Below are 24095 nucleotides of genomic sequence, written 5' to 3'. Positions count from 1 at the left end.
GATGGCCTGAATGGATGAGAACGCTCAAACTGTTTCTAGTCTTGCCACAGGGCAATACCTCCCAATAACCCCAATACGTTTGGCACAATCGTCGCATTGGCCGGTAGCTTGAAGGTAATTTGCTTGGCTTCCCCGCCACCAATGTAGAGCCGATCGTAGTTAAATAAATGCTCAAGCGCTTCTATGGCCTTTTGCAAACGGCGATTCCATTTTTCCTTACCCACTTTCTCAAGCGCCACCCGTCCCAACTGCTCTTCATAGGACTCTGTTTTACGAAAGCGATGGTGGGCCATTTCCAAATTGGGCACCAGGTGACCATTGACAAACAAGGCTGACCCAAATCCTGTTCCCAGGGTCAGGACTAGCTCTACCCCACTGCCTGAAATTGCTCCGTAGCCTTGAATATCAGCATCATTAGCTACTTTGACCGGACGCTGGAGTCGCTGACTTAATTTTTCTGCTAGAGGATAGCCGACCCAGGCTTTGTCAAGATTAACCGCTGTATGGGTAATACCATGGCGTACAACTCCCGGAAATCCCACAGAAACCCGATCAAAGGCGGGCTGATCGGTGACTAATTTTGCGATCGTATCCATCACGGCTTTAGGGGTGGCCGGAGATGGCGTTTTGAGCCGCGACCGTTCGCCCAGGGGGGTTCCGGCTGCGTCTAGCAAGATGGCTTTGGTCCCGCTACCTCCAATATCAATGGCCAGAGTCGTTACGGATTTTGGATCAGTAGTCTCAGGGGTTGGCTGGTCAGCGGCAGGTTGTTTGGCGGTCAGCATGGAAACTCCTTGAGTCATGTGAAAACGATGCAAAGGTGTCTCCTATTCTGCCCCCCGATTAATCCCGCCAGCGCTCAGGTGGTTCGAACCGATAAATTTCTTCCAAAACCGTTACCCAACCCGCTGCGACATCTGCCAATATCTTTTGACCCTTGTCCGCAGTGGCCACCGTGGCATCACCGACAACGCCACTCTTAGATATATCGCGGGTGGTCCAGCTAAAGGGCAGTGCACCCTCCAGACTTAAGAGGCTTGTCTGGTCAGGTTTGGGCGGATATTCTTTGACAGCTCGCTCCATGTGAACCTGATCGGGCAAAATCGCCAACATTAGACTTGTCTCAGCGTCCCCGGCGTGGATACCCTCCTGACGTTCCTGGGGGCTCAGCAAATCACCTACTTCGTGGGGAACCCGCCAGACAAAGTGGGGAAATACCCAAAAATCGGGCTGACGCTGGTGGATATCACGGGCCACAATCTCAAGCACCTGCGGCTGCCCGCCATGGGAATTAAGCAGAATCAATTTGCGAAAGCCAGCTTGATAGATACTGTCGGCCACATCATTGAGCACAGCCATCAATGTAGAGGCGGACAGACTAATTGTGCCAGGAAAACCCCAATGTTCATTGGATTTGCCATAGCACAGGGGCGGCAAGCAATAGGCTGGAATTGATGGGGATAACTGTTCTAGGGCACGGCCAATGATGGCTAATCCCAAGGCTGTGTCCACTGCAATTGGTAGATGAGGTCCATGTTGCTCAATTGCCCCTATCGGTTGAATAATCACCACCTGGTCCTTATGGGGCATGGTGGCGATATCTTGCCAGGTGAGATAGGGATAGAAGCGATGTGGAGGAATAGCTTGATGCATTGGTATATCTGTAGATTGGGTTGAGGCACAAAACCTAACATACATACGTAAAAGCACAGCCATCAAAAAAGCCGGGGCATAACCCCGGCTTTTCTAGTTTAATCAACTGGATTTTAAGTCAGAACTTGTGCGCGTGCAGTACTTCCATCACGTCACAGAGATAGACGATGCCCGAATAATTTTCGAAAAACTGCGTTGCGACTTCATCCGAAATCTTCACGGCCATATCTCGATTGGGAGTGAGCACCTCGAACTTGACATTTGAGAAGTTATCGGAAACGGTGGGTCGTCCCGACGAGCGCACGTTGCGACTACCTTTACCGCCTGCATCCACCACCGTATACCCGGTAGCCCCGGCTTCGTCGATAATCTTGGCGATCTGTTTTTGCAACACCTTTTCCGTGACGATGACGAGCTTGCTGGCTTGCTGGGTCATGTTGGTTACCTCTCGACGTGTGTATTCATTAAACTACATAGAAACTGAGGAAAACGGCAGCGCTGATCTAGCCGCCGCGTTGGTCGCCGGGCCAGGGGAGCACCGGCAGACCGCGGTCCAAAATCAGCCACCCAGCGCCTGAGCGAGCGCGATGAAAAGCGGTATTCCCAAGGCAATCGCAACCGGCGTGCCGATGGCTGTGGACGAGCCAATGTAGGCGGAGGGATTGGCCGCTGGGATACCGGCTCGTAACGTGGGCGGCCCTGAGATGTCTGAACTGGAAGCGGCGATGACGGCCAGGACCACGACGCCGCCAAGGCTGAATCCCGTGGTGACGTGGGCAATCATGCCGAAACCGAAGGCGATGAGCCCATGTAGCAACGGCGCTATCAAGGCATATAGGGTGTACCACTGGGCCACTTTACGCAGCTCACCAAGTCTGGCGGCGGCTTCCATACCCATTACCAGCATCAGTACCGAAAGCAGGCCGCGGAAGAGGGGATCGAAGAAGGTGTCATAGACCCTTTCCGGCTGGGTTAGCAAGCCTAGAGCGATGCCGAGCAGCAGTGCCGATAGGGCAGAGCCCTGGAGGCTTTCCTTGACGATAGGCCATATTCTGACCCGATTGCTTGAGGTACCACCCTGCGGCTTACTGCGATACGCGACTGCGGTACCACCGCCCTGGTTGCCGAGATACTCCTCCTTGCTGAGATACTCCTCTTTGCCAAGAGCCTCGTCTGCGGCGGCGCGCTGCTTGCTGGTATAAATGCTGGCCAAGACGATCGCAGTCACGAGCGCTGGGATATCCATAAAGGGATAGAGGGCGGCAGTCCAAGCCTCGTATGGGATGCCATCCGTTTCCAGTAGCGTTAGGCCAGCGGCGAAGGTAGAGCCACTTACGGCACCGAACAAGCCCGCGGTCGCAATGCCATCCTCGGTTTTGACGTTCGGCAGCTTGCACAACGTGTGGCGCCCGATGAACACAATAATGATCCCTATGGCTACAGCGAACACCGCGGGTACCAGCATATCCACCAGATTGGCATTGCGGATCTCCTGGCCACCGGTCAGGCCGACTTTCATGAGCAGCATGAAGACGATGAACTTATAGGCCGCATCTGGAATTGCCAGTCGGCTACCAAGGGAGGCAACGACCATGCCACCAATTAGAAAGCCGAGCGTCGGGGACTGCAACTGCGCTAGAAAGCGCATCAAGAAACCGGACAAAAAATCCACGTTGTAATTCCTCCTTGATCAGAATAGGTCAGCACCGGACAACCCAAAGCATCCAGCACCGAGTGATTAAAGTTAAAACCATTCAGGTTAAACGCCATCGCACTCACCCCCAAAGTCGCAAACCAGATCCAGACTGTAGGAAACACGGCCAACCAGAGATGAAGATATAGCCGACTGTGGCAGCCCTTGCGGTGCATGGAAAGTTCCGACGAGTCATGGGAGAGAAATTTGCCATCGTACCTCCTTCCACCTCCTCATTTGCAGAGGAGTGGTATTGCAACAAGTTAAGAATCAAGAGTCGAAGAAAATAGGGGCGAAGCGTTTCACTCCTACAGCACAGGTGTTACGCGAAAACCTGTCGACAGAGTGTTCAGAGGTGGCCGTTCTCTGAACAGTGTTGGAATGTGACGCTGTCCTGCAGCACCTTCCATAGAGAAGAATCTATTAAAATTCAAATCTCTATATGCTTAAGTCTATCTTGAAACGTGCTCCATTTTTCGGCGCTTACCACGAATTAGCGAAGCAATGCTAAATCAGAATTAAAAGGAAAACTTATGATTTCAGAGATTCTGTATTGCTTTGGTTAATGTAAATTGCGGAACTGCCAGGCCCGCGCTGGCTATCGCAAATTTTTCTCCATCCGTGGCCTGCAACTACTGTCGAGCCTGACTCAGTTGCACAGTCTCTTTGCCTTTGGTAATGGAAGACTTAACGCCGTTAGAACCGTTGACCAACTGCGATCGCTAAGCAACAATCCTGTCGCGGAGATATCATCTCTCCCTAACCTGTACGGGTTAGCAGCACGCTGTTGTACCGCACACTAGTGAGAGAAAAAACGCCTTCACAGGATGGTGTCCTAATCTACCTGCAATGCCGGCGCTTCAGTTGGGGTGGTTGGTGCTTCCACCGGAGAGCTGTAGCGTGCTGCGTTGATCCAAATGACTGATAGCAACAAGCCCACGCAACAGCCAGCCAGAAAAATCCAGCCGTGGGAAGGCTCTAAGACACAGAGCAAGCGGCGGTTACTGCCATATACCTGCACGACCCAGCCTTCATCAGCATCCAGTTTGGGTTGCGACTGTTCAAACTTATTCATGATTTCCACTCCATGCCTATCATGTGTATCGCTAACAGGCCAATGCCTGTATCGCACGGAACACCTTCAAAATTCACCTGTGTGTTGGGTGTAGCGTATTCAGAAACAGGGTCACAGCTTTGAGTTAGCCAAATCTAGACCATAGTTAAAACTATATGGTTTTATTAAGAACCATATAGTTTAGTTTATGTAATCATTGTGCCTATGCGCGGTTTTTTGAGGCAATCTGGCCTCAAATTTGCAGACCTGTTTCATAAGCCAGTCTTATGTATGACGTTTTTTCAATAACGAGATCGCGGCGGCGGATGCCGATCCATCACACCTCCCGCATCTTCTCGCCCCATCAGTTGATTAGGCGAAAGTCTGTAGCGTAATTTCCTTACCCCTTTAACCAGCAAGGGTTTTTCTACACGAGCCTCAGTTAATACACGTAAGCATCTGGCAGAAAACAAAAAAAAGTTGACAACACGACCTGACGTTCTGTATATTTGAATACAGAAAAGAAACGTTCATTCCTCTTCGGATTGATTGCATCTACCGGTTGCTGTTAGTCCTGCAAGGAACGGAAGTAGGGAAAAATAGTTTAGCTATTTGACCGAAGGAACGCGCCTCATCTTAACTCTCTACGTTCGTTGATTATTAAGGAGGCGAAGTCCATGCAACTGTCTTACCGTGGAGTTAAATACACTGTTCCTGAGCGCAACGTCGCTGTCGCAGATGGTGAAGTTGTTCGTTATCGTGGCGCATCTTATCGTGTGAAGAATGCTGTGGGTCATGCCAGTGGCCATGTCCATGGTCTTAAGTACCGCGGTGCTCAGGTCCGTTAGCGTTTCCCTTTCGTTACGAGGGTGCGTATAGATCAGCTAGACTGGTCAGTTATTTGCTTTTATGTTATTGGGTTCCTTCTAGATTGAAGGGCCCTTTTTTATTCGGCATTCTGCTTCCCGCAACAGCTGAAAGGTTAGTGAGACCCGTTAGCTCCTCATTAACCTACAGGCTCTCTTTGCTAATGCCCCTGGGGTATGATGCTGGGAACAATGATTCTGGTTTGCCGTGCTCTATTTTTTAGCAGGTTTATCGATCGGGTTATTGTGTCTTTTGATTACCCATCTCCGCTCTGGTGCAAGGCGCAAGGCTCTGTTCGAACGCATTCATATTCAACCTGAGGCTCAGTCGTTTTCCTATGAAGCCCAGATTGCCAGTGCCATGGCTAGTCAGAGCACCACTGTGAGAGACTTACAGACGGAGATTGACGAGTTTAATCGCGTACTGCAATGTTCTCCATTGGGGTATTTGAAAATCGATCAGGAAAATCGTTTGCTCTGGTGTAATGCCAAAGCCAGACAGCTTTTGGGGATTGAACCAGCTGACTATGCGGCTGCGCCTAAGCTGCTGTTGGCCATTGCTCGCTCCTATGAGTTGGATCATCTGATTGAGCAAACCCGTGAAAGTCAGACTGAATGCAAACAAGAATGGACGCTCAGGTCTATTTCCCCGGACCCAGCTAATGTGCTGGAAGGACCGGTCTATCCGCTGAGCGGCTATGGCATTCCTTTGAGCCTTGGCCAGGTGGGGGTGTTTTTGGAGAATCGGCAAGAAGCAGTCATGTTGGCCCAACAGCGGGATCGTTGGACGTCGGATGTTGCCCATGAACTGAAAACACCGCTCACGTCAATTCGCTTAGTGGGTGAAACTCTGCGTAATCGAATTGATCCTGGGTTAGTGAGCTGGGCCGATCGATTGCTGCGGGAAGTGAATCGCTTGAGTGCTTTGGTGGATGACATGCTGAGTCTGAGTCATTTAGAGCAGCGTCAGCAGAAGCATCTAGAAGAAACTGATCTGGTTAAACTGCTTTATCAGGCATGGCAGAGTTTAGAACCCCAGGCTAAGCTCCAGGACAAACAGTTTGAGTATCAAGGTCCGGCACAGGCGATCGCATCGGTGAGTAGCGGTCTTGTCTATCGCATGCTACTAAATCTGTTGGATAACGCTTTGAAATATAGCCCTGCGGGCCAGCGCGTCCATGTGCATCTGCAAGCCTGTGATCGAGGAGAGATCCCCGGCATGCTGTTAGATGTGTTTGACTGTGGCCCCGGCTTTCTTGAAAAAGACCTTCCTTATATATTTGATCGCTTTTATCGGTCCGATATATCGCGGACTCGCTCGGGGGATGATGCGATCGCAAAAGGTACCGGTCTGGGCCTATCCATTGTCCAAAAAATTGTTGAATTTCATCAGGGTACGGTGCAAGCCCAAAATCATCCTGACACAGGGGGAGCCTGGTTACAGGTCTGGCTGCCCCAATCTCCCCCTGGAGCCGATCCCGCATACACCGTATCGGCCTGACAGCCATAACTACGTAGAATCACTGAGCTACACTAGGAACATCCTTGAGCCGACACAGTCTTAACACGCATAGTTAAAGTGCTGTACCATGCACTCAAGGTTCGTTCACAAGCCGCTACATCTGTAAATTTGCTGAGTTTTGACCAAGCCGCCATTGTCCCAACCATCGTCCTCCGATGAAAAATTGCAGAAGCTGCTGTCACAGTGGGGTGTGGCCTCACGTCGTCAGTCAGAACAGCTCATTTCCACCGGACATATTACGGTCAATGGTGTGAAGGCCCATATTGGGCAGCGAGCCAACCCAGCCATAGATGATATTCGGATTGATGGTCGACCAATCAACCCAGAGAATCGTCCAGAGAATCACTATATTCTGCTCAATAAGCCCCGAGGTGTCGTGTCCACCTGTGATGATCCCCAAGGGCGAGAAACTGTGATTGACTTACTACCCCAGGAGCTGCGCCAGGGAGATATTCGTTTGCATCCTGTGGGTCGTTTAGATACAGATTCCACCGGAGCCCTCCTGTTAACCAACCACGGACAGCTCACCCAGACCTTGACCCATCCCCGTCACCATATTGCCAAAACCTATCGCGTCAGGGTGCAGGGTTCTCCGACCGACAGCTGTTTAGAAAAATGGCGACGCGGTGTAAACCTGGCAGGAAAAATGACTGCCCCTGCTCAAGTTAAAATGCTGCATCCCAAACCTCCGGCTTTGCTGGAGATTGTCCTGCGGGAGGGTAGAAATCGTCAAATTCGTCGTGTGGCTGAAAAATTGGGACACCCAGTCATCAGTTTGCACCGTAGTGCCATCGGGTTTATGGCACTCGGGGACTTACCGTCTGGACATTGTCGTCAACTGACCTCAGAGGAGATTAAAAAACTCCTCGCGCTTCTCTGATTCACTGTTGACAGCAACGTATGCTTGGATCACATCAGTGTGCTTAAATTATTAAGAGACATTTTTTCCTATGAAACGGCAGGGCTACACGGGTAATCAGCAGCAAGAGCAATTACTGGCTTTAGGGTCAATGTTGCGCGATACTCGCCTAGCCAATGGGCAGACATTAGACGAAGTTGCTAGCAAAGTTTTAGTTCGTTCCAAGCTGCTCTTGGCTTTGGAAGAAGCCCGGACAAATGAGCTACCCGAGCCTGTTTACGTGCGCGGTTTGATCAGGCGCTACGGTGATGTATTAGGGCTAGATGGTGATGCTCTATCGAAGCAATATGTGGCCATTCCGTCTCCTAAAAGAACAGGGCACAGCTGGTCTCACGAAGCCGTGCAACTACGTCCCTATCACCTATATGCCGCCTATGTTGCCCTAATTGCAATTTCGGTGAGTGGATTGTCGTACTTAATGCAACGAGCCATTCCTCAAAATGCGGCTGAACCGATTGTTGATTCTGCGACGGCTGAACAGCTAGCGCCGAGACGGGCACCCCCATCAGCGCCCCAAAGTGTTGAACAGACTGAAACCGCTCCAGAGCCTGAAGCCCCAATTGTGGTGGAGGTTGAGTTTGTACAGCAGTCCTGGGTGCGGGTAACGGCGGATGGTGATGAAGCCTATGAGGGGATTTTGCAAGAGGGCACTGAGCGTTCCTGGACCGCAACAGAATCTTTGACGATTCGGGCAGGCAATGCTGGCGGTGTAGTTTTGGCCTATAACCAGGGGACTGCCAAACCAATGGGTAAACCTGGCACGGTTGTTGAACAGACATTTAAACCCGGTACATCTGGCGAGTTAGCTAGCTTAACTCCGTAGGTGCATCCCCTGCGGGCTCATTCGGTTGGTCCTGGGATTGCTGAATGTGGTTTGATGTTGCAGGGCAAAGTTGTGGTTATGGTTGTTCCTTTACCTGGCTGACTGTCTAGTTGAATCTGACCTTGATGGTTGGTGATGATAGCTTTTGCGATCGCAAGTCCTAACCCTGATCCAGTCCCCTCCCGACGACTGCGGGCTTTATCCACTCGATAAAACCGGTCAAATACCTGCGGCTGTAGCTCCTTGTCAATCCCGATCCCGGTATCACATACTGCTACCCGATAGGCTTTCTGATTCTGCCAGTGAGTAGTGTCTAAGGTAATGGTGACGGTGCCTGCAGGGGTATATTGAATCGCATTGCTAATCAGGTTAGTAAACAAACGGATGAGCTGGTCGCGATCGCCCGTGAGCAGAGGCGTCTGAGCGTCTAGCTGGTCGGGGTTATACATCAGAGTCAACCCCTGACTTTGGGCCACCAACTCCTGTTCTTCAACCACTTCCAACAGCAGTTTTTGTAAATTCAGCTCTTCCCACTGCATCGGAATCAGTCCCCCATCCTGCCGCGCCAGAAATAAAAGATTATCCACCAGTCGCCCTAGACGACGCGTCAGCCGCTCTACCACCTGCAGCTGACTGTGCTGAAAATCTGCGTCTGGATCAGCCAGGGCCACCTGCACATTGGTTTGAATCACCGCAATGGGGTTACGCAGTTCGTGGGACGCATCGGCAGTAAATTGCTTCAGCTGCTGATAGGACTGACGGACCGGAGCCATGGCCAGTCCCGACAGCAGCCAGCCAATGGTGCCGGTCACCACAATCACCAACCCGGACCAAATACTCAGGTCGATCACCAGCTGACGACTGGGTTTGCTGACTTCAAACCAGGGATGACTCACCCGTAGATACCCCAACACCTGATTGTTCACCTGGATGCGGCGACTAATTTGTCGGAGCACCTGATCCTGATTCTCTTGCCCCGCCTGGGGATAGTTTGCCCCATGTCTGAGATGGACCGTTTCCCCCGCCGCGTTGACCTGCAGCGGCAGATTACTCGGAACAGACAGGGTGCTCCACTGTAGCCGACCGCTGGGGTCAAACCACTCGATATCGATGTGGTCATCTTCCAGGGTCTGGGCATTATCGCGAAAGCTATCTTCCACATTCACCTGTAGGGGCGGCCGACCCTTGACCCCTGCAGCGGTTAAAACACGCCCGGTTGAAGGGGCCGCTGCTTCAATCACTAAGGAACGCTGCACTACCTCCACCACGTGGTTTAAGGTGTCATCTACACGTTCTACTAATGTATTCCGTACGTAGAAGTAGACGCCGCTGGCAAAAATCAGCAGCAGAATAGCGGTCACGGTTGTGTACCACAGGGCCAGACGCCGACGTGTGGTTTGAAACATGGGAGATGGGGTCAAGTGGCAGTCTCCTGGGAAAGTGGGGAGTGGTTATTCTTTCAGCCTGACAGAAAACATGCGTAACAGAGGCTGGTCAGATAGGTAAGTTCGCGACATCATAGATGGTGTAACCCTTGTTCAATTTACCCTGGCGCTCCATGACAGCTCAGCTGGCCAAACCTGCTCCCATTCCGACTGCCCTTGAACAGCAGCGAACGTTCTTTGCTTCGGGGCAAACTAAGCCCTTGGAGTTTCGTTTGGCTCAGCTGACCAAGCTTAAGCAGGCGATTATTGACCGTCAGGCGGATATTGTGGCGGCGGCTAAGGCCGACCTAGGCCGCCCCGAGTTTGAAGCCTATTTTGAAATTGCCACTCTTTCTGAGATTAACCTGGCGCTCAAAAAGCTAAAAACTTGGATGAAACCCAAACGGGTCAAGTCTACGCTGGAGAATTTTCCATCGTCGGCCTGGATACAGCCTGATCCCCTCGGAGTAGTGCTGATTATTGGTCCCTGGAACTATCCGTTTCAGCTGATGGTTTCACCGTTGGTGGGTGCGATCGCAGCCGGAAACTGTGCCATCCTCAAACCGTCAGAACATGCCCCCCATACGGCTAAGGTTGTTTCTGATCTGATTGCCAACACCTTTGACCCCAGCTATATCAACCTATTTCAAGGAGACGCCAGCGTCAGTCAGCAGCTACTGGCCGAAAAATTTGATCACATCTTTTTTACCGGCGGCACCGCCATTGGCCGCATCGTTATGGCAGCCGCTGCCAAACACCTCACCCCGGTCACCCTCGAACTAGGCGGCAAAAGCCCCTGCATTGTCGACGCCGATGTCAACCTTGACCACGCCGCTAAACGCATTGCTTGGGGCAAATTTATCAATGCAGGACAAACTTGTATCGCCCCGGATTATCTGCTGGTGGATCGCACCATCAAAGCGGCTTTTCTAGAAAAGCTCACCGCTGCCATTCGCGAATTTTTTGGTGATGATCCCTCGCAAAGCCCTGATTTCAGCCGCATTATCAACCAGCGACAGTTTGACCGGTTAACCGGTTTGCTTAATAGCGGCAAGATTCTCATTGGCGGCGCAACCGATGCCAGCCGTCGCTACATTGCTCCCACCGTGTTGGACAACGCGACCTGGGACTCTCCAGTGATGCAGGACGAGATCTTTGGCCCCATCCTGCCCGTATTAACCTACGACCAGTTTGACCAAGCTCTAGCTCAAATTAATGCCCGACCCAAGCCTTTGGCCCTATATCTCTTTTCGCGAGATCAGGATAAACAACAGCGGGTGTTATCGGATACCTCATCTGGGGGAGTGTGTCTCAACGATACGGTGTTGCACATTGGTGTCCCGGATTTACCCTTTGGAGGGGTAGGGCAAAGCGGTATGGGTAGCTATCACGGCAAAGCCACATTCGATACCTTTTCCCACTACAAGAGCGTTCTTAAAAAGACATTTTGGTTCGATTTAGACTGGCGCTATGCCCCCTATAAGCCCTCCAAGCTAGCTCAGATTAAAAAACTTGTTACCCGGTAATTACAAAGGAAACCCTTGATATGGCCTACGATTTTGACCTGTTTGCAATTGGTGCGGGTTCTGGCGGTATTGCCACCGCTAGACGCGCTGCCCAGTATGGTGCAAAGGTTGCCGTAGCAGAGTTTGATCGCCTGGGTGGAACCTGTGTTAATCGGGGGTGCGTGCCCAAAAAGCTGATGGTTTATGCCTCTCACTTTGCTAGCCATGTCAAAGAGGCCGCAGGCTATGGCTGGAGCTTTGATCCTGGCAAATTTGACTGGCCGACCATGATCAAGGCCGTCAATGATGAAGTGACCCGGTTAAACGCGATCTATCAGCGGATGATCGACAATGCGGAGGTGACGCTGTACAAGGGCCATGCGCGAATTGTTGATCACCACACCATTGCAGTCGCTGGCGAAACCGTAACAGCCGAGAAAATTTTAATTGCAGTGGGTGGTAAGCCCAGTCGCCCCGATATTCCAGGGATCGAACTGGCAATCACCTCCGATGAGATTTTTCATTTAGCCCAGCAGCCCAAACGCATGGTGATTTTTGGCGGTGGTTATATTGGCTGTGAGTTTGCCTGTGTCTTAAATGCATTGGGCACAGAAGTCACTCAGATAATACGTCGCGATAAGATTTTGCGCGGCTTTGATGAAGATATTCGTACCGAGGTGCAAGATGCCATGCTGCGCCATGGTATTCACATCATCAATGACAACCTGATCAGCCTCGAAAAAACTGACGAAGGGCTGCAGGTGAACCTAGAAAACAACAACCTGATATTGACCGATGTTGTGGGGCTATCAGCCCTTGGTCGCATCCCCCGACTGGAGAATCTAGGATTAGAAAACACTCGGGTTGAAGTGAAGAACGGCGCTATTGTGGTGGATGCCCATAGCCAAACTGCAGAATCTAACATCTATGCGGTAGGAGACTGCACCGACCGGATTAATCTGACACCGGTTGCTATCAATGAGGGACGAGTCTTTGCCGATACTCACTATGGCGGTAAACGTCGAGTGATGAGCCATGAAAATGTGCCGTCTGCCGTGTTTACCACACCGGAGGTCGCCACGGTAGGGATGACCGAAACTGAGGCCATCGAAAAGTATGGCGAAGCAGGAATTCGGGTGTATCGTTCCCGATTTAGACCGATGTACTATACCCTACCCAAGCTGGAAGAGAAAACCCTAATGAAGCTGGTGGTCCATGTGCAAACCGATAAAGTTCTGGGTGCACATATGGTAGGAGATGCGGCTGCCGAGATTATTCAAGGTGTCGCCATTGCCGTAAAAATGGGAGCGACCAAGGCTGACTTTGATGCCACGGTGGGCATTCATCCCAGCTCAGCAGAAGAGTTTGTCACCATGCGATAGCTCATAACCATCTGACTTGAGCCTCTATCCTCGTGAGCCAATTTACGCAAGCACCATCCAAAACAGGAAGGTTAACATCAGGCTCATGGTACCAATCAGGTGGTCGAACTGTTCGGCCACACGCGGTAATTTGATTGAGATTTTTTGGAAAATCAGAAGATACGCTAACCAACCGGCGGCAATGGTAGCAAGGGGTTTAACCACATTGCTCAAGCTATAGGCCTCATAGTAAAGACCATTTGCCAGCACTAATCCGCCCAGTAATACCACTAAAGCTAGCCAAAAGCCTGGCTTGAAAGTGTCTGTAGTAGGCTTATGCCCATGGGGCAGAAAAATAAACTTGGCAAATGAAATTGCGGTGCCTAACGCGGCAATGTTCATACCGATGACTTGCCAGGGAACTAGATTTTTTGAGGTGAGTACTTTAGCGCCAAACCCTGCTAACAATGGAAAACCTGAGATCGAAAAACTTGCGATCGCCAGTGCAACCCATATAGATGTCGGTATAGGATTTTTCTTCAGCACTTTGATATCGCGACTAGGCAACTTGCCTGAAATTAGAAAAAGAGCCGATTTCACCAGACCATGGGTGAGGGCATAAAAGCCACCTACCGCCGGTGCCGCCAGGATAAACCCGAGTTGAGAAACCGTGTGAAAAGCGAGGATACGCTTAGTATCTTTAGAAAATACAGCGTAGCTGACCCCCAAAAGCGCAGTTGCCACCCCAAAGAAGCGAACGAGTGTGTCAATTTCAGGCATCATCAATGCAAACCGGACGAGGGGAAAAACACCGGTTTTGACCACAACCCCTGACAGCAAAGCAGATATGGGTGCTTCCGATTCGGAGTGGGTCAGCGGTAGCCACAGTCCTGAAACAAAGATGCCGCCTTTGGTCAAAAGGCCAACAAAAATGAGGGCAACGGCTTCTATTGGCGCTTTTGATAACCCGATAAAGCTAAACGAATGACTAGTTTGATAGACCAGTACTGCTCCAAGCAAGTAAAACAGCATGGCTGTATTACTCACAAATAAATAACGCAGCCCTACCCAAATGGAACGATCAGTGCGAGGGTAGGCAATAAGCAAAAAGGCAGCAATACTAATAACTTCTAGGGCCACATAGACGCTGATCAAATCTGCGCTCACAAAGACGGCGTTGACGCTGCCATGGAGAATAATAGCTTGGGTATAGAAGAAAGCGCCTTTTTCGCTGTGCCAACAATAGAGAAGAACCGCTAGGGTGACGACGGCATTGGTCAAAATAAAAAAGCCGCTCAGACCATCGATGAGCAAGCTGACGCCAAAGCTATCCAGCAGTTGTAACGCCATGGGTGCTGGATTAAGCACGTGCCATAGCCCATAGCCCAACGAAATCAATGAAACTATGATGGCCAGAGCGCGATCTAATTTGGGCAGCAGATAGATGCTGAATCCTACAAATAAGGGCAGGGCAATCCAGATGATATTAAAAGTTTCATGGTCTAGGGTCATTTTTTCTTTCGCGGCACTCTAATGTAGGAATATCACGTGATGGTGCTGCGGGGAAATCGATGCAAAACTATAGAGTTTGCATCTTATGACTGATTTCGGTCTATGTTGTTCGCTAGTTGAAACCGTCTTGTCAATTGACCAAGTGTTCAATTTTACTTACAGCTGTAGGTAATTCTGCCGTTAGGACCTCACAGCCATTGTCAGTAATCAATACATCATCTTCAATACGAATACCTCGGACATCAGCAAATGCAGCCAGCCGCTCCCAGTTGACCATGGTGGCGTAACGTTCCTGATTACCCTGATCCGCTAAGATCCCAGGCACTTGATAAAATCCCGGCTCGATTGTGACCGCCATACCTGATTGTAGCGGCCGATCCAGTCGCAGAAACCCTAACCCAAAGCGATCGCTACGCTGGCGACCTAGCGCATACCCAGCTAGATCGCCCAAATCTTCCATATCATGAACATCCAGGCCCAGCAAATGCCCCACACCGTGGGGAAAGAACAACGCATGGGCATCCTGTTCCACCAAATCATCCGGTTGACCAACAAGAATCCCCAGATCCACCAGACCAGTCGTTAAAGTACGACAGGCCAACAAATGCAGCTCTCGATATTCCACCCCAGGTTTCGCTGCCGCAATACAAGCATCATGGGCCGCTAGCACCACATCGTACAGGTCTCGCTGGGTGGATGAGAACTTACCACTCGTGGGCCAGGTGCGGGTAATGTCCGAGGCCCAGCCAGTATCAGTTTCAGCCCCAACATCCGCCAGGACCAGATCATGTTCCCCTAACGGATGATGATAGTGATTGTTATGTAACACCTCACCGTGAACCGTCACAATACTGTTGTAAGCGCAGGTCATACCGTTGGCCATAATTACCTGCTCCATTGCCGCCCGGATGTGGGCTTCCGTCAGATTTTTACCCAGAACCGTTGTTGCCATGCCAGTCTTATGGGCTGTTACAGAAACCCTAGCCGCACGCCGAATTTCAGCCAGGGCATAGTCGTCGTGGCAGATCCGCAGTTGAACAATCGCCTTCAGCAGGGCCAGATCCTGATCTTGGACTTGTTTAGCAATGGGAAGCGAACGGCCTAATAGCTGTTCTTGTTGTTGAGTTGTCACACTATCCTGCACCTTAAGGGTGGCCACCTGGTCATGGATAAAATACTTTAAGTCTTCCAGGGGTAATGCCTTGCCAGCACCAATTTGATGGGCCAGTTCGCTACGGGTCGGGCTGGGACCATGCCACAGGGCCTCAGCCGGAGTTGCCTCATCCATAAATAAGGTGAGATGGCCATCCGCTAGATGAATTACAGCATTTTCCAGGGGCAGACCTGCAAAGTAGAGAAAGTGACTGCTGGGCCGAAAAGGATGAGTATTGGCCGGGAAGTTGCGGGGGGTAGCCTGGCCAGACCAAAGTAAGACCGGAGTATCGAGGTGCTTAGCTAACTGCTGACGGCGCTGTTTGAGGGTTTTGGCAAGGGGCATTTGGCAAGCAAGGAGAGCAGGGAAGGTAGGGAGAGAGGGGAGGTTAGAAGCTGTGAACTTGATATGGTGAGATCGCCATTCATCCTCTATCGTAACCGGGGCCTTTGATATGGTTAGGTGTGGCTGATACCGAGTTGAATCTAATTTAAGCCTATGATGCCTGCAAACGATGCGGAGACGTTGATCTTAGACTTAGTAACGCCTGTAAATGACTGCGAGACGGTGCCTTTAGAAAACTGTCTGGGTCGGATACTCGGTCGGTCTGTCAGCAGCCAGTTAGACTTTCCCCACTGGGATAATTCGGCCATGGATGGCTATGCGGTGCGCTATGGGGATGTGACCACAGTGCCGGCAACGCTGACGGTTGTAGAGGAAATTCCGGCAGGCCAGGTCCCCCAGTGTCCAGTCAAACCGGGTGAGGCGGCTCGCATTTTCACCGGGGGCATGTTACCAACCGGGGCAGATACGATTGTGATGCAGGAAAATACCCAGCGAGCGGGTGAGCAAGTCACCGTAGTGACAGCGCCTTCTGCTCAAGCATTTGTCCGTAAACAAGGTAGTTTCTATCAAGCTGGGGCCGAGCTGTTGGCAGCGGGGACCAACATTGAAGCCGCTGAAATTGCCGTACTGGCAGCAGCTCAATGTGTGGCAGTGCCAGTATATCGGCGTCCCCGCGTGGCTATCTTATCCACGGGGGATGAGTTGGTAGACATTAATCAACCTTTAGGCCCCGGCCAAATTGTCGATTCTAACCGCTATGCCTTAGCCGCACTGATTGCCCAATCTGGAGGGGTACCTGTGCCCATGGGAATTGTGCCAGACCAGCGGGCGGCAACGCGGCAGGCCATTGCCGCTGCCCTCAACCAGGCCGACATGGTGATTTCGTCGGGCGGTGTATCCGTGGGGGATTATGACTATGTAGATCAGATTTTGGCGGAACTGGGGGCCACTATTCACATTCGCTCCGTGGCCGTTAAACCGGGCAAACCACTAACGGTGGCTACATTTGCCCAACCCAATCGTCAGCAGCTCTATTTTGGGCTGCCAGGTAATCCAGTGTCCTCCCTGGTGAGCTTCTGGCGGTTTGTGCAACCAGCATTGCGCAAGCTGTCAGGGTGCAGTAGCGGCTGGTCACCGACCTTTGTTTGGGCTACAACAGCCACCGATCTTAAAGCAGGCGGTCAGCGAGAAACCTATCTGTGGGGACAGCTATCCTTGGGGAATGATGGCTATCGGTTTAACCTGGCTCCAGGAGGCCATAGCTCTGGCAATTTGGTGAATCTCAGCCGCACCAATGGTCTGGCCAGGGTGCCCCTGGGGGAAAGGCTGATTCCAGCTGGAACGCTGGTTAGGGTTTTAAAGGTAGGGGATGTTAATTTGTAGTGCTTTACCGGGTTTAGCACCACTAAGCTGAAAATCTTATTGAAAAGATACTATGGGCGTGAAGGCCTGTGCCTGTGCTTGTTGTCTCACATGAGCTGATGACATTAGCGAGTGAGTGGTATACACTGCCGTTTCAGTACGCTAAAGTAGCGCCAGATTCAGCACTAATTTTCTCTGGCTGATAATTTTATGAGCCCCAAACGTAATCGTCGTCGTCCGTCTAAGCCTGTTTCGGTACCGCGTAGTCGGTCTCAGGCCGTGCCCACTAGTTCATCACCCTCCTATGCTGGTGTGGCCACAGATGTTGCTCCCACGGCGGCGGCTGAGCCCCAGCCACGCTGGAAAGGGCTGGCTGCTTTTCGGTGGCTAGGTAGCTGGCAGTTTCTGTTGCTGACCACTCTGGTAATTTTGACGGGCACGCTATCGTTGGCGGTGACCAGCTTATTTCGGATGCCAAATTTGCCTAACTGTCGGGCAATTTTTTGGCCAACGGCTTCAGCCGCAATGCGGCTACAGTGTGCTGAATCCTATGCAGAGCAGGACAGCGTTGACTTTTTGCTAGAAGCGATCGCACTGGTGGAAAAGCTGCCCGACGATCATCCGCTGCGGGCTGAGATTGATGCCAAGGTGGAAGGCTGGTCCAATGAAATTTTAGAAAAAGCAGACGATCTGTTTCATCAAGGGGAGCTGGAGATTGCGATCGCAACTGCCCAGAAAATTCCCGCCAATACTGCGGCTGCCGATCGAGTAGAAACCAACATTCGCCGCTGGCAACGAGTGTGGGGAGAAGGCTCAGAGATTTTTGAACAAGCCAGAGAAGAGCTGGCGGATGGCAAATTTAAAGACGCATTTGGGCTGTCGGTACGGTTACTGGACGTCAGTAATGACTATTGGTCAGATACAAAATATACCGAACTGACCAAACTCATTGCCATGGCCCGAGAAGACAGTCGTAAGCTAGGCAAAATCGAGGGTTTGGTTGATAAGGGCACCGTCGACAGCTTTAAAGAAGCCCTCAAGCTCCTCGCTTCGATTCAGTCCGAGAGCGTACTCTACGACGAAGCAAAGGCGATGAAAAAGACCATCGCCAAAGATATGCTCGAGGTAGCCGAGTCCTTTTTGGCCCGTAAACAGCTGCCCCAGGCAGAAGCTATTTTGACGGCAATTCCTAGAAATGAAGGTTTTGACCAAGAAATTGCAGATTTTCAGGTCTTTACAGAAGCCTATCGACGAGCCTGGAGTGGTGATGCCTTGGGACTGGATGCGGCCATTACTCGGCTACAGAGTATGGGGCGCGACCGTCCCTTGTATGACCGGGCTCAAACCTTGATCGGTCAGTGGCGTGCTGAAATCAAGGCCTTGGCTCAGTTAGATATAGCCCGTCAAATTGCTGCGCCGGGGAACATCAATGATTTGCGATTGGCTATCAATGAAGCCAGACAGATCGGTAGCAATAATCCACGCTGGCAAGAGGTGTCCACCCAGATTGATCAGTGGAAAGAACGGGTAGAAACCACAGAAGATATGCCCACCTTAACCCGTGCCGATCGGCTGGCCAGTGTTGGCACCCCTGAAGCTCTACGCCAGGCGATTCAGGAGGCTCGCACAATCCAGCCGGGCCGGGCACTAAGTGATGATGCTGAGGAACGCATTGACGGTTGGCAAGGGCGGATTGAAGCAATTGAAGATCGTCCTTTAATTGAACAAGCCCGGCAGCTAGCCTCATCGGGGGATTTAACCAGTGCGATCGCAACCGCGTCTCGCATTTCCCCAGGCCGTTCTCTCTATCAAGAAGCCCAAGGTGACTTAGTCATTTGGCGCGATCAACAACAAAGCCAAACACTGATGCAGGAAGCCAACAATCTTGCTCGTGCAGGCACAGCAGATGCTTTAGCGAGTGCGATCGCGACCGCTGGCCGGATTTCGTCCAACAGTAGTCAGCACAGAAGTGCCCTACAACAAATCAACCGCTGGAGTTGGGACCTGCTAAATCTGGCCGACAACGAAGCACACACCAGTCTGGAGAGTGCTATCCAGCTGGCCGAGCAAGTCCCCTCCCAATCCAATGCCTACGACACCGCCCAAAGCCGCATTGAAGTTTGGCAAACTGTTCTAGACAGACGCGCTGCAGAGGTCTCAGAACAAGGAACATCAGAGTTTTCTAACTAAGTAACTGCTATGCAATCAAGCTGGAGCCCTTTATGAAGCCTGATTCACTTGAGGGCCTAGCTGTGAGGTTAGATACTACTAATGAAGAAGATAGCCGCCCATAACCTGGGGCTCTGATAGCTGCAGCTATCAGTGATCTACGGGTAGAATCCCCTGATCTGACCGCTGTTGATTTAGCTAATGCCTGGCTCTACAACCAGTGTCACATCGATAAAACTCAAGCCGCGATTCAGCGACCGCAGCGATCGCTCCAGCTCTAAGATTGGGGCGATCGCTGCGGCTAACGGCTCGAAGTTTTAAGATGACCACTTCCGGTAAGCCTTAAGGGCTGAAAGCAATCTCTCTCCTAAGCTTTTTGTCCCCGCTTGCACTTGAATGCAGAACCAGCACCCAAAGCACCCACAGTCAGTAGCCCTAACAGAGAAGCAGGTTCGGGTACAGATTCAGGAGGCGTGGAAGCGACGTCCCAATTGACGATTCTATCCAATTGCTCTTGCGACAAATCACTGGTCAGAGAATTGAAGAAGTCTGTCTCGGTATCATCGAATTGGGCAGCGAGTGAGAGTCCATCGTTGCCAGTTGGAGCCATCCCGACAAACCACATCAGATAGTTAGTTTCTCCAGCTCCTACAGTCAGATTAAAATCGGCAGTTAAGCCCTCACTACCTGCAAAGCCAAAAGCGGATTCGTTCTCAAACATAACAACGTTACTGGTAGTGACTGAGGGACTACCAGGCCCGTAAAGTATCCAAGCATTCGTTTCCGTATTTGACTGGGCTAAGTCACTACTGTCGGCTGTGACAATCCAGCGGTCATCAAGACCTTCAGCCAGGTCACCACTGCTGGTACCAATGTTGCGTTGGTTAGAGTCGTTTCCAGTATTGTTGATCCACTGAACAACAGTGTTAATGTCATCAAGAGTGTTGTTAGTGATCTCGACCAGCTGCCGCATAATAGGATTGACGGTGTTTGCCTGCAACTGGACAGTTACATCTAGATTGTCAAGTAGCTGAGGTGTTCCTGTAACCGTCGTGTCAACCAAATCGAGGGTGCCAGGAACACCATAAGCCTCACCGCCAATGCGCACAGCCAAAGCCTCGTCAAAATGGTCGCCCCCTCCTCCGATGTTGGAGGTATTACCGTCATCGATCGAGAGAAACCCGTCGTTGTCTTCTACATCATCCCAAACGACACCTGCTGCCTCAAGGTCAAACCCAGGTGCAACAGGTACTGCCTGTGCTGGTGCTGCGAATGTTGTCCCTAAAGCCATAACAGCTGCTCCACTAGCAGCCATTGATAACTTTTTCACGAGATTTGAATTTGAATTGGTCATGAAATTCATCTCCAAAAAACTAATTAATGAGTGTTTAGTAAGTGGTTAACTTGAAGAAAATAATCAGCTGCTGAAATCGCTGCGGGTACATTCAAATAGCACTAATGACAGGCGTTTCCTTCAATCTGGGGAGATTCGCCATTCACTGAGTAACGTATTGTTGCAAGCGAGGGAGCGCTTACAATCAGCTTTGCTGGATTCAGTCCTGACTCATACCTTGCAAATTCTTTATAAGCTGTTTGGCGGATTGACTCAAATTAAAATCCGTGTCTTCACGCAAGAAAAATAATCAACTTAAATTGATGAAACGTTCCGGATCGTTCAAACGACTGTGGATGGGGGCGAAAAACTGTGGATAGAGACGTTTTAGCAGGGTTGATGCGCATCTTCAGCAATAATGAGATTAACAGACAACTCATACTTTTAAGCACTAGTATGGGGGAAACTACGGAAGCCTCAATCTCTCAACATTACTCCTTAGCTGCCAGAGATGCCTGCCAATCGCGAACCAGGCGTTTTATAACTTTTCTGATAAGTATCATGGTTTTTCCACTGGCAGCAGTCACCAATCTTGCGAGTGTTTTTGATCAGTCTCGACCATCCATTACCCGAGTTCATTACAGCCTTATCTAGCCGAATAGGAAACAGAACAACCTGCTTATTGCACTCTCGTTCCTTCTCTAGGACCATTTCAACGTTCTGTTCTACCCATTGGCGCTTGACCGAATTCTCCGAGAGAATCAGTAACAGTTTGTCCTAGTGACAAATAACTTCATCGTTGGACCTTTGGCTATGGGGTCATCAGGCGAGATACCTGGATTTTTATATCCTGAAAGGCCATGGGTGATACGGTGCCAGTTTTCAGGATATCTTCCGAGGTATATTGCCCATTCTGCAAATTTTTGAAGATATGGAGCTGTTTAGCCTTTAAATTAACGACCCAATATTCCTGAATTCCGGATGTGGCGTAGGTGGTTTTCTTAGTAGTTAGGTCTTTGGTAAGGGTAGCGTTGGCAAATTCGATTAGCCAGTGGATGTCGCTGGGGTAAGGGTGATGCTCTAGATATACGGTGCCCAGGGGTTTGATAATGGCCAGGTCGGGGATGGGTTCTGACTCATCGCTGAGGGTGATGGGGTGGGCTTCGCTGACTTTGGCTCGGTTACCGAGCAGGCTGCGTAGGTAGTCGCCTGCTTCACGGTTGTAATAGGCGTGGGGTTCACCCTCTGGGGGCATGATGATGATTTCTCCACGTAGTAGTTCGACGGGCTGGTCATCGAATATGCCAGCTTGGATGGCCTGGTGATAACGGTCTATGGTCCATTTGTAGGTGGTGATGGTCATAAGAACCTGGCCTCACACTGGAAAAGAGCTGATGGATCAGTAGTTTTAGTATGGCAAATTTAGGTTCAGTAATTGGGGATGGGTTGCGATCGCACCATTGCTGGCTGGCTAACGTACCATTGCAGTGGCAACATCAAATCAAAGAATAGCTGTACGTCAGCGGGGCTAGTTTCATGGGGATGCTCAGGGCTAAAGTAGTGCAGTGAATATTGAGTAAATTATGGGGTCTGAAGCAACTATGTCAAGTCATAGGTTTGAGGTCTATTCCTAACTCGCTCCCAGGCTCTGCCTGGAGCGTGGGTGGTGGCTCTGCCACTAGCAAGAAGTTTACTAACGTGGCAGGTATTTCACTAGCGATCGCAACGACTCCCCAGCCTGAATCTGAATGGGACGATCCGTAGGTAAAAACGGGGTCCACTCAAAGGGTTCAGCGAAGCGGTGATGGTGCAGGCTATGGATGATGGTGTTGACGGCAGACTGGGAGCCAATGATCAGGATTTTGACCGGCTCGCGGTCGGGTTTAGGGACTGAGTAGAGCTGGAGGGCAGATTCAGGAGTCACGTCAGGCTGAGGGAGTGTCACAAAGGCTTAGGTTTTCATAGAGAAGGTTATAGCGATAAAGACTATGCTTACCTTACAAAATAGGTACAGTCCAATTGGACCAAATCAGAATAACACAGTCCAATTGGACTGTATACGAAACGTCACAGCCTTTGTAAGGATCAAAGGCATGGGCAGAGCGGGTAAGGTACTTAAAGTGGTAATGGAGAACCACGGCATTAGCCAGGGGCGATTGGCTGCCGTCATGGGCATCGGTGCATCTAATATTTATCGTTGGGCCAATGAGGTACGTGATCCTAGCTCTGAAACGGTAATTAGCCTTATTAAGGCTCTAAAGCAGATTCAACCAAAAGCTGCAGAAGATTTTAAGACTCTTTACCTGAAAGATCTTTGAACCGCTTACTTATCCCCTCACTCTTCACTCTTTTCCCCTTTCTCCTTCTTTTCCAACTTCTCCCGCTCTGCTCGAATACGCTCAAGCAGCACGCTGGCGGGTTCATCGTTGGGGTCCTGGGGGACGAGTTCGCCTCGGAAGGTTTTGGCGAGGATGGACTGATCGAGTTAGGTACAATCTTGAGTCATTGATATGACCGAGTCGGAGATAGGTTCAATCCAATCAAAAATCTGATAAATCTTTTGAACAATCAGCTTTTGCTCCTCTAAAGGTGGCAATAAAAAAATTAACGAATTTAGATTTTTTTCGCTCGCTACCCGTCTTCCTAAGCGTTCATCGATGATGAGTAAGTCTGCTGGCAAGGTTTGAGCCAGGGTAATAGCAGTTTGTTCTCCTGGATCGAGAGTATCCCGTTTCTTATCCGTCACCAAAACAGTTTTAATTTTGAGCCAATCAGGAGGTTGCACAATCCATTACTGAAGAACTGACGGTGCGCCTGGATCACTCATTTCATCACGCACTATATCAGGAATGATGATTTGCTGAAACAAGCGAGGCAGTAGGTCAATCTGCCCAATGAGCAATAGGTAATTAATTGGAGAGGTGTCGGCAACGACAATCATGGGGTGTTATTAGTCGCCTTAATCTTGAGTTGCCGGAGAGTTTCACGATCATGTTCTAAGTCAGCCTTATCATAGTGTAGGTCGGCATTATGCTCTTTGAGAAATGCATCCACGGCCCAGCGAGACGGTAGTCCCAAAATGCGTCCGACTTCAGCATGGGTAATTTTTTCGGTCTGATAAGCTAGCACTGCCAGCGCTTCTAAAATTTCACGAGAAAGGCGGTCTTGGTTGAAGTGTTGGATTAGTTCTTCGGGTAAGTCAACGGTTATCTGCATAGTTTTGACTCCATAGTTAGTTCACTAACTATGGAGTCAATGCAAGCTGCGATCTCACCCCAGTAAATTTCAATATATATAGCTAACCGACGTGAGGAAACTTAATAGCCTACGCTCCAAAGTCAGGCCAACCGAACCCTGAGGATGCTAAAGAGAAACCCGTCAAGGTAACTCACACCACCCAG

Annotated in this window: 23 protein-coding genes, 1 pseudogene and 1 riboswitch; of the genes and pseudogenes, 9 read left to right on the top strand and 15 right to left on the bottom strand. The window is 50.5% G+C overall.

What is annotated here, in order from left to right; translation table 11 throughout:
- Positions 1-35 precede the first annotated feature (35 nt).
- The 6 genes and pseudogenes from N836_RS49845 to N836_RS49820 form a co-directional block, all read right to left on the bottom strand.
- A complete protein-coding gene (locus tag N836_RS49845; protein ID WP_023072271.1) occupies positions 36-803 on the bottom strand; it encodes an ROK family protein in 768 nt (255 codons plus the stop codon).
- 40 nt (positions 804-843) lie between these two features.
- Positions 844-1653, bottom strand: coding sequence for a creatininase family protein (locus N836_RS49840; protein ID WP_023072270.1), 810 nt, complete (start codon positions 1651-1653; stop codon positions 844-846).
- A 118-nt stretch (positions 1654-1771) separates the two neighbouring features.
- Positions 1772-2089 (bottom strand): P-II family nitrogen regulator, encoded by a 318-nt coding sequence (locus N836_RS49835; protein WP_023072269.1) that lies wholly within the window; start codon positions 2087-2089, stop codon positions 1772-1774.
- A gap of 123 nt (positions 2090-2212) precedes the next feature.
- Positions 2213-3325 carry a sodium-dependent bicarbonate transport family permease gene (locus N836_RS49830; RefSeq protein WP_031292496.1) on the bottom strand — a complete coding sequence of 371 codons (1113 nt, stop codon included), beginning with the start codon at positions 3323-3325 and terminating at the stop codon, positions 2213-2215.
- Positions 3326-3342: 17 nt separating this feature from the next.
- A pseudogene (locus tag N836_RS76460) lies at positions 3343-3489 on the bottom strand (Photosystem Q(B) protein 1); the annotation flags it as partial.
- A gap of 692 nt (positions 3490-4181) precedes the next feature.
- Complete coding sequence (locus N836_RS49820) at positions 4182-4421, bottom strand: hypothetical protein (RefSeq protein ID WP_023072265.1); 240 nt, start codon at positions 4419-4421, stop codon at positions 4182-4184.
- A gap of 504 nt (positions 4422-4925) precedes the next feature.
- A riboswitch (Glutamine riboswitch) is annotated at positions 4926-5031 on the top strand.
- Between the two features lie 46 nt (positions 5032-5077).
- Between N836_RS49820 and N836_RS74555 the strand changes: the two genes are divergently transcribed.
- From N836_RS74555 to N836_RS49805, 4 genes are all read left to right on the top strand, one after another.
- Positions 5078-5248, top strand: a complete 171-nt coding sequence (locus tag N836_RS74555) for a DUF4278 domain-containing protein (RefSeq protein ID WP_081716841.1) — start codon at positions 5078-5080, stop codon at positions 5246-5248.
- A gap of 226 nt (positions 5249-5474) precedes the next feature.
- A complete protein-coding gene (locus tag N836_RS49815) occupies positions 5475-6767 on the top strand; it encodes a PAS domain-containing sensor histidine kinase (protein ID WP_023072264.1) in 1293 nt (430 codons plus the stop codon).
- 154 nt (positions 6768-6921) lie between these two features.
- Positions 6922-7668, top strand: coding sequence for a pseudouridine synthase (locus tag N836_RS49810; RefSeq protein ID WP_031292493.1), 747 nt, complete (start codon positions 6922-6924; stop codon positions 7666-7668).
- A 70-nt stretch (positions 7669-7738) separates the two neighbouring features.
- Positions 7739-8530, top strand: coding sequence for a helix-turn-helix domain-containing protein (locus N836_RS49805; protein WP_023072262.1), 792 nt, complete (start codon positions 7739-7741; stop codon positions 8528-8530).
- Between the two features lie 17 nt (positions 8531-8547).
- Here N836_RS49805 and N836_RS49800 read toward each other — a convergent pair whose 3' ends face one another.
- The gene (locus N836_RS49800) at positions 8548-9936 is read right to left on the bottom strand and encodes a sensor histidine kinase (RefSeq protein ID WP_023072261.1); all 1389 of its coding nucleotides are present in this window, start codon (positions 9934-9936) and stop codon (positions 8548-8550) included.
- Positions 9937-10088: 152 nt separating this feature from the next.
- Here N836_RS49800 and N836_RS49795 point away from each other — a divergent pair, with 152 nt between their 5' ends.
- Together N836_RS49795 and gorA are read left to right on the top strand one after the other, a co-directional pair.
- Complete coding sequence (locus N836_RS49795; RefSeq protein ID WP_023072260.1) at positions 10089-11480, top strand: aldehyde dehydrogenase; 1392 nt, start codon at positions 10089-10091, stop codon at positions 11478-11480.
- A gap of 20 nt (positions 11481-11500) precedes the next feature.
- A complete protein-coding gene (gene gorA, locus N836_RS49790) occupies positions 11501-12841 on the top strand; it encodes a glutathione-disulfide reductase (protein ID WP_023072259.1) in 1341 nt (446 codons plus the stop codon).
- A gap of 42 nt (positions 12842-12883) precedes the next feature.
- Here gorA and N836_RS49785 read toward each other — a convergent pair whose 3' ends face one another.
- Together N836_RS49785 and N836_RS49780 are read right to left on the bottom strand one after the other, a co-directional pair.
- Positions 12884-14332 carry a cation:proton antiporter gene (locus tag N836_RS49785; protein ID WP_023072258.1) on the bottom strand — a complete coding sequence of 483 codons (1449 nt, stop codon included), beginning with the start codon at positions 14330-14332 and terminating at the stop codon, positions 12884-12886.
- Between the two features lie 130 nt (positions 14333-14462).
- Positions 14463-15830, bottom strand: coding sequence for an aminopeptidase P family protein (locus tag N836_RS49780; protein ID WP_023072257.1), 1368 nt, complete (start codon positions 15828-15830; stop codon positions 14463-14465).
- 153 nt (positions 15831-15983) lie between these two features.
- Between N836_RS49780 and N836_RS49775 the strand changes: the two genes are divergently transcribed.
- Both N836_RS49775 and N836_RS49770 read left to right on the top strand, forming a co-directional pair.
- The gene (locus N836_RS49775) at positions 15984-17213 is read left to right on the top strand and encodes a molybdopterin molybdotransferase MoeA (protein ID WP_031292488.1); all 1230 of its coding nucleotides are present in this window, start codon (positions 15984-15986) and stop codon (positions 17211-17213) included.
- Positions 17214-17402: 189 nt separating this feature from the next.
- Positions 17403-19382: a hypothetical protein gene (locus N836_RS49770; RefSeq protein ID WP_023072255.1), complete on the top strand. Its 1980-nt coding sequence runs from the start codon at positions 17403-17405 to the stop codon at positions 19380-19382.
- A gap of 346 nt (positions 19383-19728) precedes the next feature.
- Here the strand turns inward: N836_RS49770 and N836_RS75760 are convergent, their stop codons facing one another.
- The 3 genes from N836_RS75760 to N836_RS49755 form a co-directional block, all read right to left on the bottom strand.
- Complete coding sequence (locus tag N836_RS75760) at positions 19729-20652, bottom strand: PEP-CTERM sorting domain-containing protein (protein WP_200867406.1); 924 nt, start codon at positions 20650-20652, stop codon at positions 19729-19731.
- A gap of 853 nt (positions 20653-21505) precedes the next feature.
- A complete protein-coding gene (locus N836_RS49760) occupies positions 21506-22057 on the bottom strand; it encodes a Uma2 family endonuclease (protein WP_023072253.1) in 552 nt (183 codons plus the stop codon).
- 330 nt (positions 22058-22387) lie between these two features.
- The gene (locus N836_RS49755; protein WP_023072252.1) at positions 22388-22639 is read right to left on the bottom strand and encodes a hypothetical protein; all 252 of its coding nucleotides are present in this window, start codon (positions 22637-22639) and stop codon (positions 22388-22390) included.
- A 148-nt stretch (positions 22640-22787) separates the two neighbouring features.
- On the opposite strand from N836_RS49755, the gene N836_RS0137770 reads away from it, so the two are divergent.
- Positions 22788-23012, top strand: a complete 225-nt coding sequence (locus N836_RS0137770) for a helix-turn-helix domain-containing protein (protein ID WP_031292476.1) — start codon at positions 22788-22790, stop codon at positions 23010-23012.
- A 167-nt stretch (positions 23013-23179) separates the two neighbouring features.
- Here the strand turns inward: N836_RS0137770 and N836_RS73185 are convergent, their stop codons facing one another.
- The 3 genes from N836_RS73185 to N836_RS49745 are packed head-to-tail and all read right to left on the bottom strand — an operon-like array spanning position 23180 to position 23910.
- Positions 23180-23479, bottom strand: coding sequence for a hypothetical protein (locus N836_RS73185; RefSeq protein WP_023072250.1), 300 nt, complete (start codon positions 23477-23479; stop codon positions 23180-23182).
- A 6-nt stretch (positions 23480-23485) separates the two neighbouring features.
- Positions 23486-23635 carry a hypothetical protein gene (locus tag N836_RS76455; RefSeq protein ID WP_023072249.1) on the bottom strand — a complete coding sequence of 50 codons (150 nt, stop codon included), beginning with the start codon at positions 23633-23635 and terminating at the stop codon, positions 23486-23488.
- The gene (locus N836_RS49745; RefSeq protein ID WP_023072248.1) at positions 23632-23910 is read right to left on the bottom strand and encodes a UPF0175 family protein; all 279 of its coding nucleotides are present in this window, start codon (positions 23908-23910) and stop codon (positions 23632-23634) included. Before N836_RS49745 ends, N836_RS76455 begins: the two co-directional genes overlap by 4 nt.
- Between the last annotated feature and the right edge of the window lie 185 nt (positions 23911-24095).

Origin of the sequence: Leptolyngbya sp. Heron Island J (assembly GCF_000482245.1) — a bacterium.
Taxonomy (GTDB): domain Bacteria; phylum Cyanobacteriota; class Cyanobacteriia; order Phormidesmidales; family Phormidesmidaceae; genus Leptothoe.
The sequence above is the reverse complement of the archived record's forward strand: the minus strand, read 5'-3'. Positions and strand labels throughout refer to the sequence as shown.

What these genes read in the sequence shown, in the direction of transcription:
- gorA (WP_023072259.1), top strand. Translation starts at nt 11,501, where the DNA reads ATGGCCTACGATTTTGACCTGTTTGCAATTGGTGCGGGTTCTGGCGGT.
- N836_RS49795 (WP_023072260.1), top strand. Translation starts at nt 10,089, where the DNA reads ATGACAGCTCAGCTGGCCAAACCTGCTCCCATTCCGACTGCCCTTGAA.
- N836_RS49780 (WP_023072257.1), bottom strand. Translation starts at nt 15,830, where the DNA reads ATGCCCCTTGCCAAAACCCTCAAACAGCGCCGTCAGCAGTTAGCTAAG.
- N836_RS49840 (WP_023072270.1), bottom strand. Translation starts at nt 1,653, where the DNA reads ATGCATCAAGCTATTCCTCCACATCGCTTCTATCCCTATCTCACCTGG.
- N836_RS49835 (WP_023072269.1), bottom strand. Translation starts at nt 2,089, where the DNA reads ATGACCCAGCAAGCCAGCAAGCTCGTCATCGTCACGGAAAAGGTGTTG.
- N836_RS49785 (WP_023072258.1), bottom strand. Translation starts at nt 14,332, where the DNA reads ATGACCCTAGACCATGAAACTTTTAATATCATCTGGATTGCCCTGCCC.
- N836_RS49760 (WP_023072253.1), bottom strand. Translation starts at nt 22,057, where the DNA reads ATGACCATCACCACCTACAAATGGACCATAGACCGTTATCACCAGGCC.
- N836_RS49800 (WP_023072261.1), bottom strand. Translation starts at nt 9,936, where the DNA reads ATGTTTCAAACCACACGTCGGCGTCTGGCCCTGTGGTACACAACCGTG.
- N836_RS74555 (WP_081716841.1), top strand. Translation starts at nt 5,078, where the DNA reads ATGCAACTGTCTTACCGTGGAGTTAAATACACTGTTCCTGAGCGCAAC.
- N836_RS75760 (WP_200867406.1), bottom strand. Translation starts at nt 20,652, where the DNA reads ATGGCTTTAGGGACAACATTCGCAGCACCAGCACAGGCAGTACCTGTT.
- N836_RS49805 (WP_023072262.1), top strand. Translation starts at nt 7,739, where the DNA reads ATGAAACGGCAGGGCTACACGGGTAATCAGCAGCAAGAGCAATTACTG.
- N836_RS0137770 (WP_031292476.1), top strand. Translation starts at nt 22,788, where the DNA reads ATGGGCAGAGCGGGTAAGGTACTTAAAGTGGTAATGGAGAACCACGGC.
- N836_RS49775 (WP_031292488.1), top strand. Translation starts at nt 15,984, where the DNA reads ATGATGCCTGCAAACGATGCGGAGACGTTGATCTTAGACTTAGTAACG.
- N836_RS49820 (WP_023072265.1), bottom strand. Translation starts at nt 4,421, where the DNA reads ATGAATAAGTTTGAACAGTCGCAACCCAAACTGGATGCTGATGAAGGC.
- N836_RS49845 (WP_023072271.1), bottom strand. Translation starts at nt 803, where the DNA reads ATGACTCAAGGAGTTTCCATGCTGACCGCCAAACAACCTGCCGCTGAC.
- N836_RS76455 (WP_023072249.1), bottom strand. Translation starts at nt 23,635, where the DNA reads ATGATTGTCGTTGCCGACACCTCTCCAATTAATTACCTATTGCTCATT.
- N836_RS49770 (WP_023072255.1), top strand. Translation starts at nt 17,403, where the DNA reads ATGAGCCCCAAACGTAATCGTCGTCGTCCGTCTAAGCCTGTTTCGGTA.
- N836_RS49745 (WP_023072248.1), bottom strand. Translation starts at nt 23,910, where the DNA reads ATGCAGATAACCGTTGACTTACCCGAAGAACTAATCCAACACTTCAAC.